Below are 20,586 nucleotides of genomic sequence, written 5' to 3' on the forward strand. Positions count from 1 at the left end.
CCGTGAGCGGCGTAGGGCCCGTCAGCGGGCGAGTGCGAAGCGGGCCGCCGCCTCGGCGTGCAGTCGAGCGCTCGGCAGTACCGGGATGGCGCTGTCCTTCTCGCTGATCAGCAGTTCGATCTCGGTGCAGCCGAGGATGACGCCTTCGGCGCCGTCGTCCGCGAGGTCATCGATGATCTGGGTGTAGGCGTCTCTGGAGGATTCCCGGAGCACTCCGCGCACCAGTTCGTTGAAGATCACGTGATGGACCTGTTCCCGCTGCTGGCGTGGTGGGATGAGCACGTCGAAGCCGTGGGCGGTCAGCCGGTCTCGGTAGAAGGGCTGCTCCATGGTGAACTGGGTGCCCAGCAGGCCGACCTTGCGCATGCCTCTGGCGCGGATCTCGGCGCCCACGGTGTCGGCGATGTGCAGCACGGGCACGCTCACGGCCCGTTCGACGTCGTCGCTCACCCGGCTGAAGGTGTTGCTGCAGATGAGCAGGAGGTCGGCGCCGAGATCCGCCAGGTTCCTGCCTGCGCCGGTGAGGAGCGTGCTCACTTCGTCCCAGCGGTCGGCGAAGATGAGGTCTTCGACGGTCGTGTAGTCGATCGACCAGATGAGGCTGTTGGCGGAATGGCTGCCGCCGAGCCGCTCGCGTACCTGCTGGTTGATGATCTGGTAGTAGATCGCCGTCGATTCCCAGCTCAACCCGCCGATGAGACCGATGGTGCGCATGGAACTCCGTTCATTGAGCAATGGAGCGGTCAACGGGTCGGCGCTGCCAGCGCGCGGGCGAGGGCGTCGAGGCCGATCTCGCTGGAGGCCTTGACGAACACCACGTCGCCCGGTTCGAGCAGTGCGGTGGCCAGGTTGAGGGCTGCGGCCGCGTCCTGGGCGGTGTGGACGGTCACGCCGTGGTTCGAGGACTGTGCTGCCTGTGCCATCGCGAGTGGGTCTCCTGTTCCGACCGTGATCAGTACGTCGAAGCGGAGGTCGGCGACGAGCCTGCCCATCTCTTCGTGCCGGGTGCGGGAGGCGTCGGCCTGTTGTCCCATCGCGCCGAGCACGGCGACGGTACGGCGGGTGCCGGCCAGGGCCTTCGCCGCCCTCAGTCCGGCCCGCATGGATTCGGGGTTGGCGTTGTAGGCGTCGTTGACGATGGTGATGCCGTCGGGTCGTTCGACGATCTCCAGTCGCCCGGCGGAGCGCCGTCGTGCGGCGTTCAGGCCGTCGGCGATCTCGGTGGCGCCCAGGCCGAGTGCGGTGGCGACGGCGGCGGCGGCCAGGGCGTTGCTCACCTGGTGTTCGCCGATGAGGTTGAGCTCGACCGGGGCGCGGCCGGAGGGTGTCACCAGCTCGAACGCGGTTCGCGCGCGGCCGGCCGTCCGCACGTCTTCGGCTCGCACCTGGGCCTGCGCCGACTTGCCGTACCACAGGATCGGGGCTCTGGTGCGGCCGGCCATGCCTTTGACGTAGGGGTCGTCGGTGTTGAGCAGGGCGAGCCCGTCCGCCGGTAGTGCTTCGACCAGTTCGCCTTTGGCTTCGGCCACGTCGGCGGGCCCGCCTCCCATGCGCTCCGCGTGTGCGGTGCCGACGTTGAGTACGAGTCCGATCTGGGGTGGTGCGAGCCCGGTCAGGTAGGTCAGGTCGCCCTTGCGGCTCGCGCCCATTTCCAGCACCAGGTATCGGGTGGCGGCGTCGGCGCGCAGCACGGTGAGCGGCAGCCCGAGCTCGTTGTTGAACGATCTGTCGGTGGCGATCGTCGCGGCGTGTCGTTCGAGGACCTGGGCCAGCAGGTCCTTGGTCGTGGTCTTGCCCACGGAGCCGGTCAGGCCGATCACGGTCGGGCTGATGTGGTCGAGCAGGTGCCTGGCCAGCAGGCCGATGGCGAGCTGGACGTCCTCGACCACGAGGGCGGGCACGCCGACGGGCCGCGTGGCCAGCACGGCGACGGCGCCGTCCGCGACGGCACGGGCCGCGTAGTCGTGACCGTCGACGCGGGCGCCGGCCGTCGCGGCGAACAGGCCGCCGGGCGTCACCTCGCGGGAGTCGACCGCCGAGGGCGCCGTCACCAGCGCCTGCGGGTCGCGCACGTCGCACAGGTTTGCGCCGAGGACCTGCGCGATCTCGTTCAGCGTCATGGGGATCATGAGCCGCTCCTGGTGAAGGCGAGGTCGATGAGGCGGCGCAGCAGGTCCGGGTACGGGATGCCGCTCGCGGCCCAGGCCCTGGCGTAGACGGAACGGGGGGTGAAGCCGGGCATGGTGTTGATCTCCAGCACGTACAGGCGTCCGGTGTCCTCCTCGTAGAGGAAGTCGGCGCGGGACAGGCCGTAGCCGCCGATCGCCCGGAAGGCGCGCAGGGACAGCTCGCGCACGTCCTCGGCGACCCGTTCCGGCAGGACGGCGGGGATGGTGGCGATCTCGGCCCGGCTGAGGTACTTGGCCTCGTAGTCGAGCCAGTCGCCGGGCACGATCAGCTCGCCGGGCACCGAGGCGTCCGGGGTGTCGTGGCCGCCGAGCACGCCGCAGATGATCTCGCGGGCGGTCACGCCCTGCTCGACGACGACCATCCGGTCGTGGGCCAGCGCCAGCTCCACGCCGGCGCGCAGCTCCTCCATGGAGGTGACCCGGGAGATGCCGATGGAGGAGCCCAGGCCGGCCGGTTTGACGTACATCGGCCAGTCGAGCGACTTCACCAGACCCCAGTGGTCGGTGGTGGTGCGCCATTCGTGCTCGGTGAACCACACATGCGGGGTGACCGGAATGTCCTCCGCCAGGAACGCGCGCCGCATCGCGACCTTGTTCATGGCCACGGCGGAGGCCAGGACGCCGCAGCCCACGTACGGGATGCCCAGCGTCTCCAGGTGACCCTGGACGACGCCGTCCTCGCCGAACGGCCCGTGCAGCACGGGGAAGACCACGTCCGCCAGATCGCGTCGCAACTCCACCGGCCACCTGCCCTGCCGGTCGATGATGACGGCGACGGGCTCGTACAGATCCCTCGGCAGAGCGTCGAGCACGGCCTGCGCCGACTGCAGCGACACCTCATGCTCGGCGGACGGCCCACCCGCCAGCACGGCCACGCGTACGCGTTCAGTCACGATCAATGAGCCTTCCTCGGTGGCACGGCGTTCGCCGTCGCAGGACGAGCCTGCCGAGTGTCGGCTCTCCGGCTGACCGGTTCCCAGGCCATTCGCTGTCCACTTCCTGACCGAGGCGCATTGCTCAACGTCTGCGGCAGGCATCGGGATTACTCACCGAGGTGGTGCGGTGACGGTCTACGATGCCAGGCATGGCCGTCCCCGAGCTGATCCGCATCGTCACCCGTTCCTCGCCCATGGCGCTCGCCCAGGTCGAGCGGGTCCGCCACGAGCTGGCCGGGCTGCACCCCGGCATCCGGACGGAAGTCGTCCCGGTCACGACCTCGGGCGACAGGTGGCAGGGCGCCCTGTCGGCGCTCGGCGGGAAGGGCGCCTTCACCAAGGAGGTCGATGAGGCGCTGCTCGCGGGGCAGGCCGACGTGGCCGTGCACTGCATGAAGGACGTGCCGGCCGACCGGCCGCTGCCCGCCGGGACGGTCTTCGCCGCCTACCTCAAGCGCGACGACCTGCGCGACGCCCTGGTCCACCCCGGCGGGCTCACGCTGGACGAGCTGCAGGAAGGGACCCGGGTCGGCACCTCGTCGGTCCGGCGCATCGCCCAGCTCGCCTCCTCCCATCCGCACCTGCGGTGCGTGCCGATGCGCGGCAACGCCAACCGCCGCCTGGACAAGCTCGACGACGGCCAGGCCGACGCGCTCCTGCTGGCCGTGTCCGGGCTGGAGCGGATCGGCATGCGGGGCCGGATCAGCGAGGCGCTGTCGCTGGAGACGATGTGCCCGCCCATCGGCGCCGGCGTGCTCGCCCTGCAGTGCAGGCAGGACGACGCGGCGACCATCGACGCCGTGGCCGGGCTGGGGCACGCCGACACCTGGCGCGAGGTCACGTCCGAGAGGATGCTGCTGCACGTCCTCCAGGGGCACTGCAACAGCCCGATCGCCGGATACGCCCGCGCGGAGCGCGACGGCCGCCTGTCGCTGCGGGCCCGCGTCTTCACGCCGGACGGCAAGACGGTCCTGGACGCCCACGAATGGGCGGGCCCGCTCGACCCGGCGACCCTGGGCACGTCGGTGGCCGTCGCCCTGCTGCGCCAGGGCGCGCGGGACCTCATCGACGCCATCCCCCACTGATCGCCGCCGACGTCGCACGCCCCGAGCCGGAGAGAGCGGCCGAGCCGGGGAGAGCGGCCGAGCCGGGGAGAGCGGCCGGGCCGGGCTGGGTCCGGGCCCGGCCGGGTGTCACCGTTCCCGGCCTCGGCGCGCCAGATGGACGATGACGTCGGCGGAGATCTCGACCGTCGCGGGCAGCACCCGCCCGATCCGGCCGAACACCTGCTCCCGCGCCAAGGGCGGCAACATGAGATAGGCCGAGACGGTCGAGAGATGGCCGAGGTAGTCGCGGGCGCTCATCGTCAGGCGCCGCTCGATCGCGCACTGCCGGACGTCGGCGAACCATTCCGCTCGCTGGAGCTCCGTACCCGGCCACTGCATGGCCCGCTCCGGGGGCGTCCCGTCCGGGGACGGGATCTCGTCACTGGCCAGGAACGGCGACCGCGCCGCCCGGACAGCCTCCGCCACGGCCGGGTCGGCGAGCTGGAACGGCCCGCCGAACGAGGCGAACACCCCGCCCGGCTCCAGCAGCGCGGCCATGCGGGACCACCGTTCCTCCGGGCTCGTCCAGTGCAACGCCGCGGCCGCGTAGACCAGCCCGTACCGCTCGCCGGGTCGCAGGTCCTCGAACGCGGCCCGCACGGTCCTGACGTCCGCAGGGACGTGCTTGCGCAGCTCGGCGAGCATGGCCCCATCGGGCTCGGTCGCGGTGACCGCGACCCCTCGCCGGGCGAACAGCCGGGTTGCCTTTCCCGTCCCGGCGCCGATCTCCAGAGCGGTCCGTACGGGCTGGGCCGCGTAGGCCGTCACCACGTCGAACAGCTCGTCGGGATAGCCTGGCCGGAACCGTTCGTAGGCTTCCGCGATCTCTCCGAAGCTCAGCGCGCGACTGGACATGCCGAGCATCCTGACACGATCCGCACCGTCAGCGCTCGGTCCGCCGTGACGGCCCGCTCAAGGGTGCGGCTTGCCGTACGCGGGCGGCCTCCCGGGTGAGGTGGTCGCGTTCAGGAACGCTGGTGGCGGCGCCGGCGGCCGCGGCGTACAGTTCGGCGGCGCGTTCGAGGTCGCCGGCGCGCTCGCGCAGGTACGCCGTCACCGCCGCGTGCCGGGGCACGTCGGGGGGCACGTCGGCCAGCGCCGCCAGACCGGCCTGCGGCCCGTCGGCCTCGCCGACCGCCACCGCGCGGTTGAGCCGTACCACTGGGCTGCCGTTGAGGCGCAGCAGTTCGTCGTACCACTCCACGATCTGCACCCAGTCCGTCTCGCAGGTCGTACGGGCGTCCGCGTGCAGGGCGGCGATCGCGGCCTGCGCCTGGTACTCGCCCAGCCGGTCACGGGCCAGCGCGCCCTGCAGAATCGCCACCCCCTCGGCGATCAGGCCGGTGTCCCAGAGCGACCGGTCCTGCTCGGCGAGCGGCACCAGGCGGCCACCCGGCCCGGTACGTGACGCGCGGCGCGCATGGTGCAGCAGCATGAGCGCGAGCAGCCCCGCGACCTCGGGCTCGCCGGTCAGGGCGACGAGCTGGCGGGTCAGGCGGATCGCCTCGGCCGCCAGGTCGACGTTTCCGCCGTACCCCTCGTTGAAGACGAGGTAGAGCACGCGCAGCACCGTCCCGAGATCGCCGGGCTGGTCGAGCGGCAGCCCCGCGATCCGCCGCTTGGCCCGGCTGATCCGCTGCGCCATGGTCGCCTCGGGGACGAGGTACGCCGTCGCGATCTGCCGCGTCGTCAGGCCGCCCACCGCGCGCAGCGTCAGGGCGACGGCCGCGGCCTGCGGCAGGGTGGGGTGCGCGCACAGGAAGTACAGCCGCAGCGTGTCATCCGCGGCGGGCGCGGGACCGGCGGGCGGCTCGGCCTCCACGGCGAGTTCCCGGCCCCGCCGCGACGCCTCTGCACGGGCGGCGTCGAGGAACTTGCGCCACGCGACCGCGACGAGCCAGCCCTTCGGATCGCGCGGTGGGTCGTCGGGCCAGGTGTCCACCGCCCGGATCAGGGCCTCCTGCACGGCGTCCTCGGCCGACGCGAAATCGGCGCCGCGCCGGACGAGGACACCGATCACCGCGGGTACCAGCTCCCGCAGCAGCGAGTCGTTCAATCGGTCACCGTGTGCGACTCGGTGAGGAACGGCCGGACCTCGAGCCACTCGTGGATCGGCTCGCCCCCGGCCCCCGGAGCCGCGGACAGCTCCCCAGCCAGTTGGACCGCGCGATCCCAGGACTCCACGTCGATGATCATCCAGCCGGCGATCAGGTCTTTGGTCTCGGCGAACGGGCCGTCGGTCACCGGCGGCCGCCCTTCGCCGTCATAGCGGACGAACGCGCCGCCGGGCGCCAGCGCCTGACTGTCGACGAACTCGCCCGTCTCCTCCAGCCGGGCCGCGAAGTCACGCATGTACTGCATGTGCGCGTCGACCTCCTCCGGCGTCCACCGGTCCATCGGCGCCCAGTCGGAAGCGGGGGCCGGGGCGCCTCGGTAGTGCTTCAGCAGCAGGTATTTCATGGTCGTTCTCCCTTTCGCCGTGCGGCCCGTCGTGGCCGCTCGTGTCCCTGGGACGGAGCCGGCGCCGCGTTCTCGACACCGTCTGGGACACTCGACGAAATTTCTCAGCGTGCTCCCGCCTCGGTCTGGTCCCCGAGGCTTCTCCGCGCGGTCAAAGCCGACCGTATCGGATCGCCCCCCGCGACGCGGCCCCCGCGCGGTCGGGCGGCGGGGGCCGGTCAGGCGGTGGTCAGTCGGCGCAGATGGCGAAGACGCTGATGCCGACGTCGTTGTAGCCGATCTGGCGGCCGATGCCGATCCAGCCGCGTCCGTCGTCGGTGGGGAACGACCCCACCAGGATGGCCCCGTTGCCGCGCGCCTCCGCGCCGCCGCCGAGGACGCGCTTGGAGCCGGGGCAGAAGAGCGTGCGGCGTTGGAAGTTGGGGACGTTGGCGTTGGGCAGGGTGACGAGCTGGTAGCCGGGAGGCAGGGTCGCCGCTTGGTGAGCGGCTGCCGCGACCGGGGTGGACGCCTGGGCGGCGACGACGGCGCCCGTCACGCACGCCGCCGTCGCGAGAGCGGTGATGGACAGGATCAGGGACTTCTTGGACTGCATGATTTCTCCTTCTGTCCTGTTCCCTGGCGGGCACGGCTTCCGGACAGCAGGCGGCACGTGGGAGGGTGCGTGTGCTGGGGGCGACGTGAACTCAGGGAGTATGAGCCTGACACGCTGAGTATCTGGTCAGTTGCACTCCGTGTCCATAGGTCGCCGAGTCAAATGACGCGAACCGACTCCGGGGCGGGGATCAGTGGCGGCCGGGGCGCGCGGGGGCCACGACCGCACGGCGGCGGTGCGGGCCGTGGCGTGGCGTGCGCGGGCTCCCCCTCGGGTGGAGGCGGGAGCCCGCGGTTTACTGGCCCGCCACCGTCACTGTGGCGAAGGCGTTGACGATGCGGTGGTCGGAGCAGGCCCGGTCGCGGTTGGCGCCGCAGATGTGCCCGATCGGCTGGGAGTCCTCCCGGTAGCCGGTGAGCTTGTCGGCCTCGGCGAACACGAGGTCCACCTTGCCCGGCTGGCCGCACGAGCCCGGGGTTCCGCCCTCCGTGGTCTGCTCTCCCCAGCCGGGGCAGATCGGGTCCTGGTCGTCGAGTTCGTGATAGCGGCCGTGGTTGCCGGTGTTGTTCACGGTGTCGACCGTGGGGGAGTACCAGTCGTCGAGCAGCGGGCTGTGCGGCTGGAGGTTGAAGTCCCCGGCGATCAGCACCGTGTCGCCCTGGGCGCGGTAGCGCTCTATGACGTCGTGCACGTAGGCGAGCTGCGCCGCCTGGGCGTCCTTGACGTACGTGAGGTGGGTGGTGCAGAAGCGCAGGTGCGGCTGGGCGGCGACGGGCGCGCACAGCAGCTTGCGCTGTTTGTCCTCGGCGGCCTGCGGAAGCGTGAACCGGTCGGTGGGGCCGAGGGCGAAGCGGCTGAAGATCGCGACACCGTAGCCCGTTCCCGCGCAGTACTTCGGGTCGTCGGCGGGGGTCACACGTTCGTAGCGGGCGAAGTTGAGCGGGTTCTGCGGCCAGCCGATCCGCTGCAGATAGTCGATCACCGCGCCGTACTGGTTGTGGCACATCTCGTTGACCGACACGAAGTCGGGCTTGCGGGCGCTGATCGAGCCGCCGATCGCCTGGATGATGCCGTTGGTCGTGGAGCCGAGATGGGTGCCGTGGCCGCCGATGTTCCAGTGCCAGATCTGGTACGTCGTGGCCGTGCTCGTGCGGGCGTGGGACGGTGTCGTCGTCGTCACGGCGATCGTGACCGCCATCGCGATCATCATCCACAGCCGTCGCGAGGCGCCTCGCGATAAACCGATCTTCATATGATCAATGTGCACCACTTCTCCTGTCATGACACCTGTCAGGTGACCGGTCCGCCGAAAACCGGCGGGCTCAGTGCGGCCCGGCGGGGCCGTCCGCCGTACCGGGCAGGTTCCGGCCCAGGCGGGCGAGCGGGGACGTGGCCATGAAGAGCGGGGACAGCGCCAGCGCGACGGCCGTCAGCAGCAGGCTCGTCCGCGGCCCGGCCACGCCGGCCAGATGGCCGCCCAGAAGGGAGCCGAGCGGGGTCAGGCCCATGCCGAGGAAGTTGACCGTCGCGACGACCCGGCCCTGGAGGGGGATGGGGGTGATGGCCTGGCGTACCGTCACGACGGTGACGTCCACCACCTGGCTGAAGACGCCGAACAGGAAGTTCACGGCCATGAGCGCGGCGATCGTGAGCGTGGACGAGCCGTGCAGCGCGGGGACGCACAGCATCACGCCGTCGGCCAGCACCGCGGCGGACACCATCACGACGCCGTAGCCGTACCGCGCGGGCAGTGTGGCCGCCAGCACGGAGCCCACCAGCGCGCCCGGCCCCATCGCCGCCAGCACCAGCCCGACGGCGACGCCGGGCAGGTGCAGCGTACGCGGCAGGAAGAGCAGGTAGACGGTCATGAACGCGGCGAAGGAGAACTGGAAGAGCGCCGAGGAGATGCCCACCGCCCGCAACGAGGCGTTGCCGGCGACGAGGCGCAGCCCTTCGTGGATCTGAAGCCACACGCCTGGCGCAGAGGGTCCGGAGGGCGGCTCGGGCATCGGCTCGGGACGGCGGATCCGCTGGATCGACAGGAACGACAGCGTGAAGCAGAACGCGCTCGCCGCGAGCGCGATAGGCGCGGTGAGCAGCGACACCAGCGCGCCGCCGAGCGCGGGCGCCGCGATCCGGGCCGCGGAGCCGCTGCCTTCGAGCACGCTGTTGCCCTGGGCGAGCTGCCCGCGTCCGACCAGACGTACGAGGCAGGCGTGGTAGGCCACGTCGAAGTACACGGTGAGGACGCCGACGAGGAACGCGACCAGGAGCAGCAGCGGAACGTCCAGCAGACCGAGGAGGTACGCGGCGGGGACGACCGCCAGCACCACGGCCCGGCCGGAGTCGGCCAGCACCATCACGGTGCGGGAGCGCCGGCGGTCCACCCAGGCGCCGACGAGGAGCGAGAGCAGCAGGATCGGCGCCTGCTGGACGGCGCGCAGGGCGCCGGTCTGCTGGGGGTCGGCATTGAGCGCGACCACGGCGACGAGCGGCAGGATGACCTGGCAGGCGTGAGCCCCCAGTTGGGAGGTGGTCTGGCCGGCCCAGAGCCGGCGGAAGTCGTCATCGCGCCACAGGCTCGGCGGGCGCGGGTCGTTCATCGACGGCCTCGCACGGGCGGGCGCGCGGGCACGTCAGGGGGAGCGAACGGCACAGGGGTTCCTCGAAGTCGGGGAGAACGATGCCCGCCGAGGGGAGCGCGGGCAGGGGAAGGCTGCTGTGCCGCAGGTCGGATGCGGCACGCGGTGACAGGTCAGGAATTGCCTGAGGACGTCAGCGCGTGCTCGGTTGGCCGGGCATCTCCGCTCCTCCATGGATCGTTCGCTGTCCGGAGCCTAACCGCCGGGCATCGCGGCGTACAAGGCGATAATTCCCCTGCCCTGCCCCGCGACCGCACCGAGGCCCGCCCGCCCGCTCGCCGGACGGCGGGAAGCCCTGATCAGTCCATGTCGATGGCGTCGAGGTGCCGGAGCAGGCGCGAGAGAACGCGCACGCAGGCGTCGATCTCGGTGTCCGTGAGGCCCTCGCCGACCTGGCGCAGCACCGCGCGCTCGCGGTCGATCACCGCGGTGATGGCGGCCCGGCCCTCCCCGGTCAGCCGGATGAGCGAGGACCTCTTGTGGGCCGGATTGGGCGCGAACTCCACCAGCCCCCGCGCGGCCGCGTCGTTGATCATGCGCTGGACGAACTGGCGGCTCAACGCCTGCGCCCGGCCCATCCGCGGGACCGTCATGGGCCCGTGCCGGAGGAGGAGGTTGAGCACCGCCCGCACTCCCACCGACAGCCCCTCGATGGGCGCGTCCTGCTCCACCTGGCGATAGGCCCGCCGATACAGCGGCCCCACCAGGTCGAACACCTCGGAGAGCCGGTCGGCCGGCTCGGGGTCCTTCTCGTTCACCCCACCATGATGACACCTGGGTTGTCATGTTCAAGCGAAAATGACACCCTGGTTGTCATGAAGGACCTCTTCTGGATCGACACCGGCACCGGCCGGCCCCTCGTCCTCCTGCACGGCGGCTTCGTGGACCACCGCATGTGGGACGCCCAGATTCCGATCCTCGCCTCGCGATACCGGGTGATCGCCCCCGACGCCCGCGGCCACGTCCGCTCCGCCAACCCCACCGGGCCGTACCGGCTCGCCGACGACCTCGCCGCGCTGCTGCGCCATCTGGACGCCGGGCCCGCGGTCCTGGCCGGGGTGTCCATGGGGGCGGGCATCGCGGTCGACACCGCGCTGGAGCACCCGGAGCTGGTGGCCGCCGTGGTCGTCAGCGGCGCGGGGACCAGCCAGCCCTCCTTCTCCGACCCCTGGACCACCCGGGCCCTGGCCACGTGGCACGCGGCGATGGCCGCCGGTGACCTGGACGCCTCGGTCGAGGGGTTCATGCTCTTCGCCGCGGGGCCGTACCGGACCCTGGACGACCTCGACCCGGAGTTCGCCGGACGCCTGCGCCGGATGGCCAGGGACACCATGTCCAAGCACACCGTCGGCGAGCCCCAGCACCTCGTCCCGGTGCTCGACACCTGGGACCGCATCGCCAAGATCGACGTCCCGGTGCTGGCCGTCAACGGCGCTCTCGACTCGCCCGACCACCTCGGCATGGCCGAACGCCTCGCCAGAACCGTCGCCGACGGCCGCACGGTCTCGATCGACGGCACCGCCCACTACCCCAACATGGAACGCCCGGACCGCTTCAACGACCTCCTCGAAGACTTCCTGCACACCCTTTCCTGAGGACGGCGGGCAGGCACCGACCTTCCCGGGGCGGAGATCAGGGGCGCCGTGGGTGCGGTCTCCGCGATCGCCGAGACCAGGGACGGGACCTCCGTCCTGTGCCGATAGACCGGCATCCTGTGCGGACGGGCCGGGCCCTCGACGGGGGGCAGGGGGCGGCCGGGCGGCTGAGATCCAGGCTTGTACACTCTTGTCGTTTCTCGGGGGATTTCGGGGGAGTGGCGCGTGCCGCTGGAGCAGGTCCTGGTGTTGCTGACCGCGGCGGCCGGAGCGGGGTGGGTCGACGCCGTCGTGGGCGGCGGCGGACTGTTGCAGCTCCCCGCCATCCTGATGACCGGCATGCCGACGGTCGAGGCGATGGCCACCAACAAACTGTCGTCGGTGTTCGGCACCGCCTCGGCCGCCGTGACGTACACGCGCTCGACCAAGGTGGACCGCCAGGTGGCGATCCCGGGTGCGGCGCTGGCCGTGGTGAGCGCCGGGCTGGGCGCGTGGGCGGCGGCGGCGATCTCGGCCGACGTGCTGCGGCCCGCCGTCATGGTGGTGCTGCTGGCGGTGGCCGCGTTCGTGACGTTACGCCCGGCGATGGGCGCCGTGCCCGTCCCGCACCTGCGTACCGGGCCCAGGGTGGGGGTGGCGGTGGCGACGGCGGGCGTGGGCATCGCCTTCTACGACGGCATCATGGGGCCGGGCACCGGGACGTTCCTCATCATCGCCTTCACCACCATCCTCGGGCTGGACTTCGTCTCGGCGTCGGCCTCCGCGAAGATCATCAACGTCGGGACCAACGTCGGGGCGCTGGTGGTGTTCGGGGCGCAGGGGCACGTGCAGTGGGCGCTCGGGCTCGGCATGGCGGTGTGCAACGTGGCCGGGGCCCAGCTCGGCGCGCGGATGGCGCTCAAGCGGGGCGCCTCGTTCGTACGGATCGTGCTGCTATGCGTGGTGGTGGCGATGGTGGTCAGGCTCGGCTGGCAGCAGTTCGCCTGAGCCCGAGCCCGAGCCCGAGCCCGAGCCCGAACCTGAGCCGGAGCCCGAGCCCGACCCCGAACCTGCGCCCGAGCCGCCCCGCGCACGCAGCGCCGTCGCCGTCAGGGCGACGAACGCGGCCAGCAGCGCCGGGATGGCCAGCGCCCGCGGCAGCCCCGCCAGCTCAGCGACCCCCCCGATGAACACCGGCCCGCTCAGAAAGCCCAGGTAGCCGATCGAGGCCACCCGGGCTAACGCGCGCCCGGCGAAGGCCGGATCACGGTGCCCGGCCGCCGAGAACACCTGCGGCACGATGCACGACAGCCCCGCCCCGAAGCAGGCGAACCCGAGCACGCCCGCCACCGGATTCCCGCCCAGCAGCGCCAGCCCCAGCCCGGCCGCCGCGAGCAGCCCGCAGCAGCGCACCAGCGCCACCGGCCCGAACCGGGCGGCCAGCCGATCGCCCGCCAGCCGCCCCGCGGTCATCATGATCGAGAACGCCGCGTAACCGGCGGCGGCGAAGCCCGGCGAGGCCGCCAGGTCCTCCCGCAGGTAGACCGAGCTCCAGTCGGCCGAGGCCCCCTCGCCCACCATGCACGAGAACGCCAGCACGCCGAGGAACAGCGTCCCCTTCGGAAGCCGGGCCCGCCCACCGGCCGTGGGCGCCGGAGCGGGGGAGGAGCGCAGGGCCCAGCGCGCGCCCCACACGGCCAGCACCGCGATCACCGCGCCCGCCGACCAGAACGTGACCGCCGGAGTCAGCTCCTGGTGCGCGAACAGCCCGCCTGCCGTCGCCCCGGCGAACCCGCCGACGCTGAAGACGGCATGGAACGACGACATGATCGGCCGTCCGTGTGCCCGCTCCACCTCCACGGCGTTGGCGTTCATCGCCACGTCGAGCACGCCGTGCACGATCCCGAACACCAGCAGCGCCGCCGCCAGCGTCCCGAGGTCCCCGGCGTAGGCGGGCGGCACCAGCACCACGCCCTGCAGCAGGGCCGCCGGGACCAGGACGCGGTTGCTGCCATAGCGGTCGACCAGCCGGCCCACCGCCGTCATCCCCGCCATCGCCCCGGCCGCGATGGCCAGCAGCGCCAGGCTCAGCTCGCCGTCGCCGAGCCCCAGGCTCTCCTTGACGGCCGGGATGCGCGCCGTCCACGTGCCCACGGCCGCGCCGGACAGGAAGAACAGCAGGCTGACGGCGACGCGCTCGCGTCTCACCCGGCCTCCCTGACCAGCACTCCGGCCGCCACCAGCGCGTCGCGCTCCTCCGGGGGGATGCCGGGGTCGGTCACCACCACGTCGAGCCGGTCGATCGGGCACACCGCGCCGAACGCCGTACGGGTGAACTTGCCCGAGTCGCACGCCACGACCACCCGCCGCGCCGCGCCGATGGCCGCCTGCTTGACCGCCACCTCGGGCAGGTCGTGCGCGGTCAGGCCGTGCTCGGCGGACAGGCCGCAACAGCCGATCACCGCCGTGTCGAAGCGCAGCGCCCTGATCGAACTCTCGGCGAGCGGGCCCATCACGTTCAGCTCGCCCTTGCGCACCTCGCCGCCGGGCAGCACCAGCCGGACGCGTGGCGCGGCGGCCAGCACCCGTACGGCCTGCAGCGCCAGCGGCAGCACGGTCACGCGCCGGTCGACCAGGGCACGGGCGACCTCCAGCACGGTGGTGCCGCCGTCGAGCACCACCGCCTCGCCGTCGGCGATCAACGCGGCCACCTCCGCGCCGATGCGCCGCTTGGCCTCGACGGCCTCCTGCTCGCGCACGCCGAACGGCGGCTCCTCGCCGCGCAGCAGCAGCGACAGCGCGCCGCCCCTGACCCGGCGCACCACCCCCTGCTGGGCCAGCTCGTCGAGGTCGCGCCTGATCGTCATCTCCGAGACGCCGTGCTCGACGGCCAACTCGGCCACGGACACGCTGTCGTGCGTACGCAAGGTGTTCATGATGGCTCGCACACGATCCATGTGTTCATACAAACACAAGGTATGTGCGGAATACAATGAGGGTCATGCGCGCCAGCCGCCTGCTCTCGCTGCTCCTGCTCCTGCAGACGCGCGGCCACATGACCGCGCCCGAGCTGGCGGCCGAGCTGGAGGTGTCGGTACGCACCGTCTACCGCGACGTCGAGGCGCTGTCGGCGGCCGGGGTCCCCGTCTACGCCGACCGTGGCCCCGCGGGCGGCTACCGGCTGCTCGACGGCTACCGCACCCGGCTCAACGGGCTGACGGCCGAGGAGGCGTCCTCGCTGTTCCTGGCCGGGCTGCCGGGCCCGGCGGCCGAGCTGGGCCTGGCCGAGGTGGCGGCCAACGCGGAGCTAAAGCTGCTGGCCGCGCTGCCGCCCGAGCCGCGCTCCCACGCCGCCCGGATGCGCGAGCGCTTCCTGCTGGACGTGCCCGGCTGGTACCGCTCGGCCGACGACGTGCCGCACCTGAGCGAGGTGGCCGAGGCGGTGTGGGACCAGCGGCCGCTGCACATGACCTACCGGCGCTGGGGCCGTAAGGAGGTGGACCGGGTGGTCCACCCGTACGGGCTGGTGCTCAAGGGCGGCTCCTGGTACCTGGTGGCCGCGCCGCCCGACGGCTCGCCGCGTACGTACCGGGTGGCGCGCATCCTCACGCTGGAGACGTTGCCGGGGCGGTTCACGCCGCCGGAGGGGTTCGACCTGGGGGAGTTCTGGCGGGCGTACGCCAAGGAGTTCCGCGAGCGGATGTACACCGCCGAGGCCGTCATCAAGCTCGCACCCGGGCGGGGCGACCTGCTGGCGTACACCATGGGCGCGGACGTGGTCGGCGCCGCGCTGGCCGCCGCCGGGGAGCCCGACCAGGAGGGCTGGCTCACGCTCACCGTGCCGGTCGAGTCGATCACGCACGCGCGCTGGCTGCTGCTGCGCATGGGCGCGGACGTCGAGGTGCTCGGCCCGCCGGAGCTGCGGGCCCTGATGAGCGAGGCGGTCACGGAGCTGGGCAAGCTCTACGGCTGACGGTGGGGTGCGGCGGTGGGGCGCGGCGCTGGATGGCGATGGCGGCGCGGTAAATCGGGCGATTTCTGGACGCCGGTCTGTCAGCATCCCGGCATGTACCTTCTCGCTTTCGTCGGCGCGTGCGTCCTGGTGGCCATGGCGCCCGGGGTCAGTACGGCCATCATCCTGCGCCAGACCGTCCGCGCGGGCCGCGGCTCGGGGCTGGCCGCCACCCTCGGCAACGAGACCGGCATCCTGCTGTGGGGCCTGGCCGCCGCGTTCGGGCTGTCGGCCCTGCTCGTGGCCTCGCAGCTCGCGTACGACATCATGCGCGTGACCGGCGCCGCCGTGCTCGTCGTGATGGGCGCCCAGGCGCTGTGGCAGGCCCGCAAGGGCGCGCACGCGGCGAACGCGGACCCGGCGGCCGAGGGGGAGGCGCTGCCGGGCCTGCGCGCCCCGTTCCTGGCCGGTCTGGGGACGTGCCTGGCCAACCCGAAGGCGGCGGTGTTCGCGATGTCGTTCCTGCCGCAGTTCGTCCCGGCCGGGCAGAACGTGACGGCGACGCTCGTGACGCTGGCTGTGGTCTGGGTGGCGGTGGACCTGGTCTGGTACGGCCTGCTCGTCTGGGCGGTGGCCAAGGCCAGGGAGTGGCTGGGCCGGCCCGTCGTCAAGCGGCGGCTGGAGCAGGTCTCCGGCGTCGTGCTGATCGGGCTGGGCGTGCGGATGGCGGCCGAGAGCAGGTGACGATCCGTCCACGGCACTGGCGACAGAGGAGGTCCAGGGGCGGTCGCTGGATTACCTTTGGTGCATGACGAACGACCTGGCGACCCTCATGAGACAGGCTCAGGACGACGATCCGCTGCTCGCCCTGCACGCCACCACCGCGTTGCGCCGGGAGATCGAACGTCTGGAGGCGGTCCAGGTGCGGCGGGCCCGCGTGGCGGGGCTGGCCTGGGCGCAGATCGCCGACGCGATCGGCGTGAGCAAACAGGCCGTGCACAAGAAGTACGGCCGCCGCTGACCCCCGGCCATGAGGGCCGCGTGATGCCCTAGGCGGGCACCGGCGCCGAGCCGCCCCCGACGCCGCCCCCGACACCGCCCCCCAAGCCGAGGCGGCGGGTCACCGTGGCGACCGCCTCCAGCATCCGGTCGACCTGGGTGGAGGTGTGCGCGGCGGTGACGCTCAGGCGGATCAGCGCCGACCCCTCGGGCACGCCGGGCGGCAGCATCACGTTGGCCAGCACCCCCTCCGCCAGCAGCCCCGCCCAGAACCGGCAGGCCGCCAGCGCGTCGCCCACCCGCAGGGACACGGTGGGCGTGCCGCCCGGCGGGATCGCGAACCCCATCGCGACCAGCCCTGACCTCAGGCGCTCCGCGGCCGACAACGCGGCCCGGCGGCGCTGCGGCTCCGTACGGATGATGTCGAGCGCGGCCAGCGCCGCCGCCGTGCAGGCCGGCGGCAGCGACGCCGAGAACAGCGCCGAGCGCGCCGTGTGCCGCAGGTAGTCGATGACGTGCCGGGGCCCGGCCACGGCCCCGCCCAGCGTGCCGAAGCACTTGGAGAAGGTCACCGTCTGCACGTCGACCGCCGCGCCCAGGCCGTAGTGCTCGGCGGCGCCCCGCCCCCCGGCCCCCAGCAGCCCCGCGTCGTGCGCGCTGTCGAGCACCACCCGAGCCCCGTGCCGGGCCGCGAGCTTGGCGATACCCGGCAGGTCGCACAGGTCGCCCCCGACCGAGAACATGCCCTCGGTCAGCACGAACACCCCCTCCTCCGGCCCCGCCTCCTCCAGCAGGGCGCCGAGCTGGGCCATGTCGTTGTGCCGGAAGCGCCGCAGGCGGGCCTGGCCGAGCCGGGCGGCGTCGAGCAGCGAGGCGTGCACGTGCCGGTCGGCCAGCAGCACGTCACGCGGCCCGAACAACGCGCTGAGCGCCAGGTTGGCCTGGTAGCCGGTGGAGACCACCATCGCCGCCGGCTGTCCGAGGAACTCCGCCAGCTCCCGCTCCAGCCGCTGGTGCAGGGCCAGCGTGCCGTTGAGGGCCCGCGAGCCGGAGTTGCCCGAGCCCAGCCGGCACAGCGCCGCCGTGCCCGCCTCCTTCAGCCGGGGATCGTCCGACAGCGCCAGATAGTCGTTGGACCCGGCCAGCAGCACCCGCCGCCCCTCCACCACGGCCTCGCCGCCGCCCGGCCGCTCCTCCACCGGCAGGTAGAAGGGGTAGAGGCCGGGGGCGGCCAGCGCCTCGATCTCCTGCGGGAGCCGGCATTTGACGAACGGGTCGGTCACGCGGCACTCACTTTCCGGCTCAGTCCGAAGCATTCCGGCGACTCACTCCGCATCGGACGATCGTAGCTGACAGTGTCCGAGCGTAAGGGTAGAGTAACCGCCGCCGGTCCGGACCGCGCATTCCGACCGCGCATTCCGGACCGGGCACTTTCGTGCCGGGCGGCGGCCTCGGCCCGCGCCCCGACCCCAGCCCGGCAACCCCTACATCCGACGAAGGACGTACGTATGACAGAGGAAGAGATCTTCCACCAGCTCCGCGCCATCTGCGCCCGGATCCTCTCGGTGGACCCGGCGCTCATCACCCCCGACACCGACCTGCGCGAGGAGCTGGAGGCCGACAGCCTCGACATGGCCGAGCTGGCCGCGGCCAGCGAAGACCGCTTCAAGCTCGTGGTCGACCTCGACACCGCCAAGCAGGCGCGCACCCTGGCCGACGTGACCACCCTGGTCCGCGCCGGGGCCCAGGCCGGCTGATGCGCGGACGGGTCCGCGTCGCCGTCACCGGCCTGGGGGTGCGCACCCCGGCCGGAAACGACCTGCGCACGTTCTGGGGCACGCTGGTCGACGGGCGCTCCACCGCGCGCACCATCACCTCCTTCGACGCCGGCGGCCTGCCCGTCGGCTTCGCCTGCCAGGTGCCCGACTTCGACGTCTCCCCCTACGTGAGCGGCAAGCAGGCCCGCCGCATGGACCGCGCGACGCTGCTGGCCGTGTGCGCGGCCGACGACGCGCTCGCCGACGCGGGCGGCGCGCACGTCCCGCCCGAGCGCCGCGCGGTCGTCACCGGCACCGCGCTGAGCGGCACCGAGACCACCGAGGCCACGCTGCTCGGCCACGCCGAGCCCGGCGACGTCCGGCCGACCGCCCTCTACATCCCGCGCACCATGCCCAACGCCGCCGCCGCCTTCGTCAGCATGCGCCACCGGATCCTGGGGCCCAGCCTGACCGTCTCCACCGCCTGCGCCTCCGGTGGCCACACGATCGGCGAGGGGCTGCGCCTGCTCCGCGACGGCTCGGCCGACCTGGTGGTGGCCGGCGGCACGGAGGCGTGCGTCACGCCCACGATCCTGCTCGCCTTCCACCGGTGCGGCGCGCTGTCGCAGCGCACCGCGGAGCCGGAGCGCGCCTCGCGCCCCTTCGACGCCGCCCGCGACGGCTTCGTGCTGGCCGAGGGCGCCGCGTTCGTGGTGCTGGAACGCCTCGACGACGCCGTACGCCGCGGCGCCCGCGTCTACGCCGAGCTGGCCGGCTACGGCCGTACCTCCGACGCCCACCACCTGACCATGCCCGACCCCAAGGGCGAGGGCGCGGAGCGGTGCGTACGCCAGGCGCTGGCCGACGCCGGCCTGCGGCCCGAGGAGGTGGCGCACGTGAACGCCCACGGCAGCGGCACCCCGCTCAACGACGTCACCGAGGCCCAGGTGATCGCCCGCCTGTTCGGCCCCGGGCAGGTGCCGGTCACCTCGACCAAGAGCGTCCTCGGCCACGCGATCGGCGCGGCGGGGGCGATCGAGGCCGTGGCCGGCGTGCTGACCGTGCACGAACGCCTCGTCCATCCCACCATCAACCTCGACGTCCTCGATCCGGAGTGCGAGATCGACGTGGTGCGCCGGCCGCGCCCGCTCGGGCCGGGCGCGGTCGTGTCCAACTCGTTCGCCTTCGGGGGCCACAATGCGAGCCTCGTCTTCGCCTCCGTCTAGCGCGCTCGCCGAGCCGGTACGCGGCCGGCGCGCGCTCAGGGAGTTCGTCGAGCTGCCCTACCTGCTGCACGGGCGCGACCCGCACTTCGTGCCGCCGCTGCGCGGTGAGTGCCGGCGGCTGCTCGACCGGCGGCGCAACCCGTTCTTCGCCTACGGTGACGTCGAGCTGTTCACCGTGCGGCGGGGCGGGCGCGTCGCGGGCCGGATCGCCGCCGTGCACAACCCCCGCCACAATGCCGTCCACGCCGCGAGCGACGGGTTCTTCGGCCAGTTCGCCTGCGCCGACGACCCCTCGGTCGCGCGCGAGCTGGTGACGGCGGCGGCGGGATGGCTGCGCGGGCGCGGGCTGGAGACGATGCTGGGGCCGGTCAACTTCACCACGAACGACGAGTGCGGGGTGCTGGTGGAGGGGTTCGGGGCGCCGCCGAGCGTGATGATGCCCTACAACCCGGCCTACTATCCGGCGTTGCTGGAGTCGTCCGGGCTGGCCAAGGCGAAGGACCTGTGGTCGTGGGAGCTGCGCGGCGGGCCGGTGGAGGAGCGGCTGCTGGGCGTGGCGCGGCGGGCCGAGCGGCGTCACGGGCTCACCGTGCGCGCCCTCGACCCGGCCGCCTTCGAGGCCGACATGCTGCGGGTGAAACGGGTCTTCGACCGGGCCTGGCGCGGCAACTGGGGGTTCACGCCGATGACGGACGCCGAGTTCGAGGTGGTGGCGCGGCGGCTGCGCAGGGCCATGCGGCCGCAGCTCGTCCAGCTCGCCGAGGTGGCGGGCGAGCCGGTCGCGGTGGCCCTCGTGCTGCCCGACCTCAACCAGGCGCTGCCGGCCGCGCGGGGGCGGCTGAGCCGGTTCGGCCTGCCCACCGGGCTGGTACGGCTGTCGCTGGCGGCGCGGCGCATCGACCGGGTGCGGGGGGTGCTGTTCGGCGTCGTCCCGCATCTGCACGGCCGGGGTGTCGAGAGCGTGCTGTTCGCCCGCGCGGTGGAGGCCATCGCCGCCTGCGGCTACCACGGGGGCGCCGAGCTGGGCTGGACGCTGGAGGACAACCGGGCGGTCAACCGCTACCTGGCCGGGGCGGGCTGCACGCGCGCCAAGACGTACCGCGTCTACGGGTGCGCCCTGTGACGGGCGTCTGCGGCCCGCCGATCGGGCG

At 72.9% G+C, this 20,586-nt stretch carries 22 protein-coding genes; 9 read left to right on the plus strand and 13 right to left on the minus strand.

The window, feature by feature from the left end; genetic code table 11:
• Positions 1–21 precede the first annotated feature (21 nt).
• The 3 genes from ACZ6S0_RS22285 to ACZ6S0_RS22295 are packed head-to-tail and all read right to left on the minus strand — an operon-like array spanning position 22 to position 3,082.
• On the minus strand, positions 22–714 hold the full coding sequence (locus ACZ6S0_RS22285; protein ID WP_465920709.1) for an aspartate/glutamate racemase family protein: 693 nt from the start codon (positions 712–714) through the stop codon (positions 22–24).
• A 29-nt stretch (positions 715–743) separates the two neighbouring features.
• Positions 744–2,129 (minus strand): UDP-N-acetylmuramoyl-tripeptide--D-alanyl-D-alanine ligase, encoded by a 1,386-nt coding sequence (locus ACZ6S0_RS22290; RefSeq protein WP_465920713.1) that lies wholly within the window; start codon positions 2,127–2,129, stop codon positions 744–746.
• Complete coding sequence (locus tag ACZ6S0_RS22295; protein ID WP_465921176.1) at positions 2,126–3,082, minus strand: D-alanine--D-alanine ligase family protein; 957 nt, start codon at positions 3,080–3,082, stop codon at positions 2,126–2,128. The genes ACZ6S0_RS22290 and ACZ6S0_RS22295 overlap by 4 nt, the downstream gene beginning before the upstream one ends.
• Positions 3,083–3,273: 191 nt before the next feature.
• Here ACZ6S0_RS22295 and hemC point away from each other — a divergent pair, with 191 nt between their 5' ends.
• On the plus strand, positions 3,274–4,209 hold the full coding sequence (gene hemC / locus ACZ6S0_RS22300; protein WP_465920715.1) for a hydroxymethylbilane synthase: 936 nt from the start codon (positions 3,274–3,276) through the stop codon (positions 4,207–4,209).
• 108 nt (positions 4,210–4,317) lie between these two features.
• Here hemC and ACZ6S0_RS22305 read toward each other — a convergent pair whose 3' ends face one another.
• The 7 genes from ACZ6S0_RS22305 to ACZ6S0_RS22335 form a co-directional block, all read right to left on the minus strand.
• The gene (locus ACZ6S0_RS22305) at positions 4,318–5,085 is read right to left on the minus strand and encodes a class I SAM-dependent methyltransferase (RefSeq protein ID WP_465920718.1); all 768 of its coding nucleotides are present in this window, start codon (positions 5,083–5,085) and stop codon (positions 4,318–4,320) included.
• A 28-nt stretch (positions 5,086–5,113) separates the two neighbouring features.
• Positions 5,114–6,286, minus strand: a complete 1,173-nt coding sequence (locus tag ACZ6S0_RS22310) for an RNA polymerase sigma factor (RefSeq protein WP_465920721.1) — start codon at positions 6,284–6,286, stop codon at positions 5,114–5,116.
• Positions 6,283–6,690 carry a YciI family protein gene (locus ACZ6S0_RS22315; protein ID WP_344885727.1) on the minus strand — a complete coding sequence of 136 codons (408 nt, stop codon included), beginning with the start codon at positions 6,688–6,690 and terminating at the stop codon, positions 6,283–6,285. The genes ACZ6S0_RS22310 and ACZ6S0_RS22315 overlap by 4 nt, the downstream gene beginning before the upstream one ends.
• Positions 6,691–6,919: 229 nt before the next feature.
• Positions 6,920–7,285, minus strand: coding sequence for a hypothetical protein (locus ACZ6S0_RS22320; RefSeq protein WP_465920724.1), 366 nt, complete (start codon positions 7,283–7,285; stop codon positions 6,920–6,922).
• A 295-nt stretch (positions 7,286–7,580) separates the two neighbouring features.
• The gene (locus ACZ6S0_RS22325) at positions 7,581–8,537 is read right to left on the minus strand and encodes an endonuclease/exonuclease/phosphatase family protein (protein WP_465920726.1); all 957 of its coding nucleotides are present in this window, start codon (positions 8,535–8,537) and stop codon (positions 7,581–7,583) included.
• 70 nt (positions 8,538–8,607) lie between these two features.
• Positions 8,608–9,888, minus strand: a complete 1,281-nt coding sequence (locus ACZ6S0_RS22330; RefSeq protein ID WP_465920728.1) for an MFS transporter — start codon at positions 9,886–9,888, stop codon at positions 8,608–8,610.
• A 338-nt stretch (positions 9,889–10,226) separates the two neighbouring features.
• Entirely contained in the window at positions 10,227–10,685 is a 459-nt protein-coding gene (locus ACZ6S0_RS22335; RefSeq protein ID WP_465920732.1) for a MarR family winged helix-turn-helix transcriptional regulator, read from the minus strand.
• Positions 10,686–10,742: 57 nt separating this feature from the next.
• Here ACZ6S0_RS22335 and ACZ6S0_RS22340 point away from each other — a divergent pair, with 57 nt between their 5' ends.
• Together ACZ6S0_RS22340 and ACZ6S0_RS22345 are read left to right on the plus strand one after the other, a co-directional pair.
• Positions 10,743–11,522, plus strand: coding sequence for an alpha/beta fold hydrolase (locus tag ACZ6S0_RS22340; protein WP_465920733.1), 780 nt, complete (start codon positions 10,743–10,745; stop codon positions 11,520–11,522).
• Positions 11,523–11,747: 225 nt separating this feature from the next.
• Positions 11,748–12,509, plus strand: coding sequence for a TSUP family transporter (locus tag ACZ6S0_RS22345; protein WP_465920737.1), 762 nt, complete (start codon positions 11,748–11,750; stop codon positions 12,507–12,509).
• On the opposite strand, the gene ACZ6S0_RS22350 is transcribed toward ACZ6S0_RS22345, so the two are convergent.
• The gene (locus ACZ6S0_RS22350; RefSeq protein ID WP_465920739.1) at positions 12,456–13,709 is read right to left on the minus strand and encodes an MFS transporter; all 1,254 of its coding nucleotides are present in this window, start codon (positions 13,707–13,709) and stop codon (positions 12,456–12,458) included. The genes ACZ6S0_RS22345 and ACZ6S0_RS22350 overlap by 54 nt on opposite strands.
• On the minus strand, positions 13,706–14,458 hold the full coding sequence (locus ACZ6S0_RS22355) for a DeoR/GlpR family DNA-binding transcription regulator (protein WP_465920741.1): 753 nt from the start codon (positions 14,456–14,458) through the stop codon (positions 13,706–13,708). Before ACZ6S0_RS22355 ends, ACZ6S0_RS22350 begins: the two co-directional genes overlap by 4 nt.
• Before the next feature lie 44 nt (positions 14,459–14,502).
• Between ACZ6S0_RS22355 and ACZ6S0_RS22360 the strand changes: the two genes are divergently transcribed.
• The 3 genes from ACZ6S0_RS22360 to ACZ6S0_RS22370 all read left to right on the plus strand — a co-directional run bounded on the left by ACZ6S0_RS22360 (position 14,503) and on the right by ACZ6S0_RS22370 (position 16,474).
• Complete coding sequence (locus ACZ6S0_RS22360) at positions 14,503–15,474, plus strand: helix-turn-helix transcriptional regulator (protein ID WP_465920743.1); 972 nt, start codon at positions 14,503–14,505, stop codon at positions 15,472–15,474.
• A gap of 93 nt (positions 15,475–15,567) precedes the next feature.
• Positions 15,568–16,197: a LysE family translocator gene (locus ACZ6S0_RS22365; RefSeq protein ID WP_465920745.1), complete on the plus strand. Its 630-nt coding sequence runs from the start codon at positions 15,568–15,570 to the stop codon at positions 16,195–16,197.
• Positions 16,198–16,261: 64 nt separating this feature from the next.
• Complete coding sequence (locus ACZ6S0_RS22370; RefSeq protein WP_080040151.1) at positions 16,262–16,474, plus strand: hypothetical protein; 213 nt, start codon at positions 16,262–16,264, stop codon at positions 16,472–16,474.
• A 28-nt stretch (positions 16,475–16,502) separates the two neighbouring features.
• Here ACZ6S0_RS22370 and ACZ6S0_RS22375 read toward each other — a convergent pair whose 3' ends face one another.
• A complete protein-coding gene (locus tag ACZ6S0_RS22375; RefSeq protein ID WP_465920748.1) occupies positions 16,503–17,735 on the minus strand; it encodes an aminotransferase class I/II-fold pyridoxal phosphate-dependent enzyme in 1,233 nt (410 codons plus the stop codon).
• Positions 17,736–17,960: 225 nt separating this feature from the next.
• Here ACZ6S0_RS22375 and ACZ6S0_RS22380 point away from each other — a divergent pair, with 225 nt between their 5' ends.
• The 3 genes from ACZ6S0_RS22380 to ACZ6S0_RS22390 are packed head-to-tail and all read left to right on the plus strand — an operon-like array spanning position 17,961 to position 20,558.
• A complete protein-coding gene (locus ACZ6S0_RS22380; protein WP_465920751.1) occupies positions 17,961–18,209 on the plus strand; it encodes an acyl carrier protein in 249 nt (82 codons plus the stop codon).
• Positions 18,209–19,435: a beta-ketoacyl-[acyl-carrier-protein] synthase family protein gene (locus tag ACZ6S0_RS22385; RefSeq protein ID WP_465920753.1), complete on the plus strand. Its 1,227-nt coding sequence runs from the start codon at positions 18,209–18,211 to the stop codon at positions 19,433–19,435. Before ACZ6S0_RS22380 ends, ACZ6S0_RS22385 begins: the two co-directional genes overlap by 1 nt.
• Entirely contained in the window at positions 19,407–20,558 is a 1,152-nt protein-coding gene (locus ACZ6S0_RS22390) for a hypothetical protein (protein WP_465920756.1), read from the plus strand. Before ACZ6S0_RS22385 ends, ACZ6S0_RS22390 begins: the two co-directional genes overlap by 29 nt.
• Positions 20,559–20,586: the final 28 nt, after the last annotated feature.

It is taken from the genome of Nonomuraea sp. NPDC051298, assembly GCF_055586305.1.

Excerpts from the sequence above, each read along its gene's own strand:
- ACZ6S0_RS22285 (WP_465920709.1), bottom strand. The coding sequence starts at position 714 with ATGCGCACCATCGGTCTCATCGGCGGGTTGAGCTGGGAATCGACGGCG.
- ACZ6S0_RS22290 (WP_465920713.1), bottom strand. The coding sequence starts at position 2,129 with ATGATCCCCATGACGCTGAACGAGATCGCGCAGGTCCTCGGCGCAAAC.
- hemC (WP_465920715.1), top strand. The coding sequence starts at position 3,274 with ATGGCCGTCCCCGAGCTGATCCGCATCGTCACCCGTTCCTCGCCCATG.
- ACZ6S0_RS22305 (WP_465920718.1), bottom strand. The coding sequence starts at position 5,085 with ATGTCCAGTCGCGCGCTGAGCTTCGGAGAGATCGCGGAAGCCTACGAA.
- ACZ6S0_RS22315 (WP_344885727.1), bottom strand. The coding sequence starts at position 6,690 with ATGAAATACCTGCTGCTGAAGCACTACCGAGGCGCCCCGGCCCCCGCT.
- ACZ6S0_RS22320 (WP_465920724.1), bottom strand. The coding sequence starts at position 7,285 with ATGCAGTCCAAGAAGTCCCTGATCCTGTCCATCACCGCTCTCGCGACG.
- ACZ6S0_RS22325 (WP_465920726.1), bottom strand. The coding sequence starts at position 8,537 with ATGAAGATCGGTTTATCGCGAGGCGCCTCGCGACGGCTGTGGATGATG.
- ACZ6S0_RS22330 (WP_465920728.1), bottom strand. The coding sequence starts at position 9,888 with ATGAACGACCCGCGCCCGCCGAGCCTGTGGCGCGATGACGACTTCCGC.
- ACZ6S0_RS22340 (WP_465920733.1), top strand. The coding sequence starts at position 10,743 with ATGAAGGACCTCTTCTGGATCGACACCGGCACCGGCCGGCCCCTCGTC.
- ACZ6S0_RS22355 (WP_465920741.1), bottom strand. The coding sequence starts at position 14,458 with ATGGATCGTGTGCGAGCCATCATGAACACCTTGCGTACGCACGACAGC.
- ACZ6S0_RS22360 (WP_465920743.1), top strand. The coding sequence starts at position 14,503 with ATGCGCGCCAGCCGCCTGCTCTCGCTGCTCCTGCTCCTGCAGACGCGC.
- ACZ6S0_RS22365 (WP_465920745.1), top strand. The coding sequence starts at position 15,568 with ATGTACCTTCTCGCTTTCGTCGGCGCGTGCGTCCTGGTGGCCATGGCG.
- ACZ6S0_RS22370 (WP_080040151.1), top strand. The coding sequence starts at position 16,262 with ATGACGAACGACCTGGCGACCCTCATGAGACAGGCTCAGGACGACGAT.
- ACZ6S0_RS22380 (WP_465920751.1), top strand. The coding sequence starts at position 17,961 with ATGACAGAGGAAGAGATCTTCCACCAGCTCCGCGCCATCTGCGCCCGG.
- ACZ6S0_RS22385 (WP_465920753.1), top strand. The coding sequence starts at position 18,209 with ATGCGCGGACGGGTCCGCGTCGCCGTCACCGGCCTGGGGGTGCGCACC.
- ACZ6S0_RS22390 (WP_465920756.1), top strand. The coding sequence starts at position 19,407 with ATGCGAGCCTCGTCTTCGCCTCCGTCTAGCGCGCTCGCCGAGCCGGTA.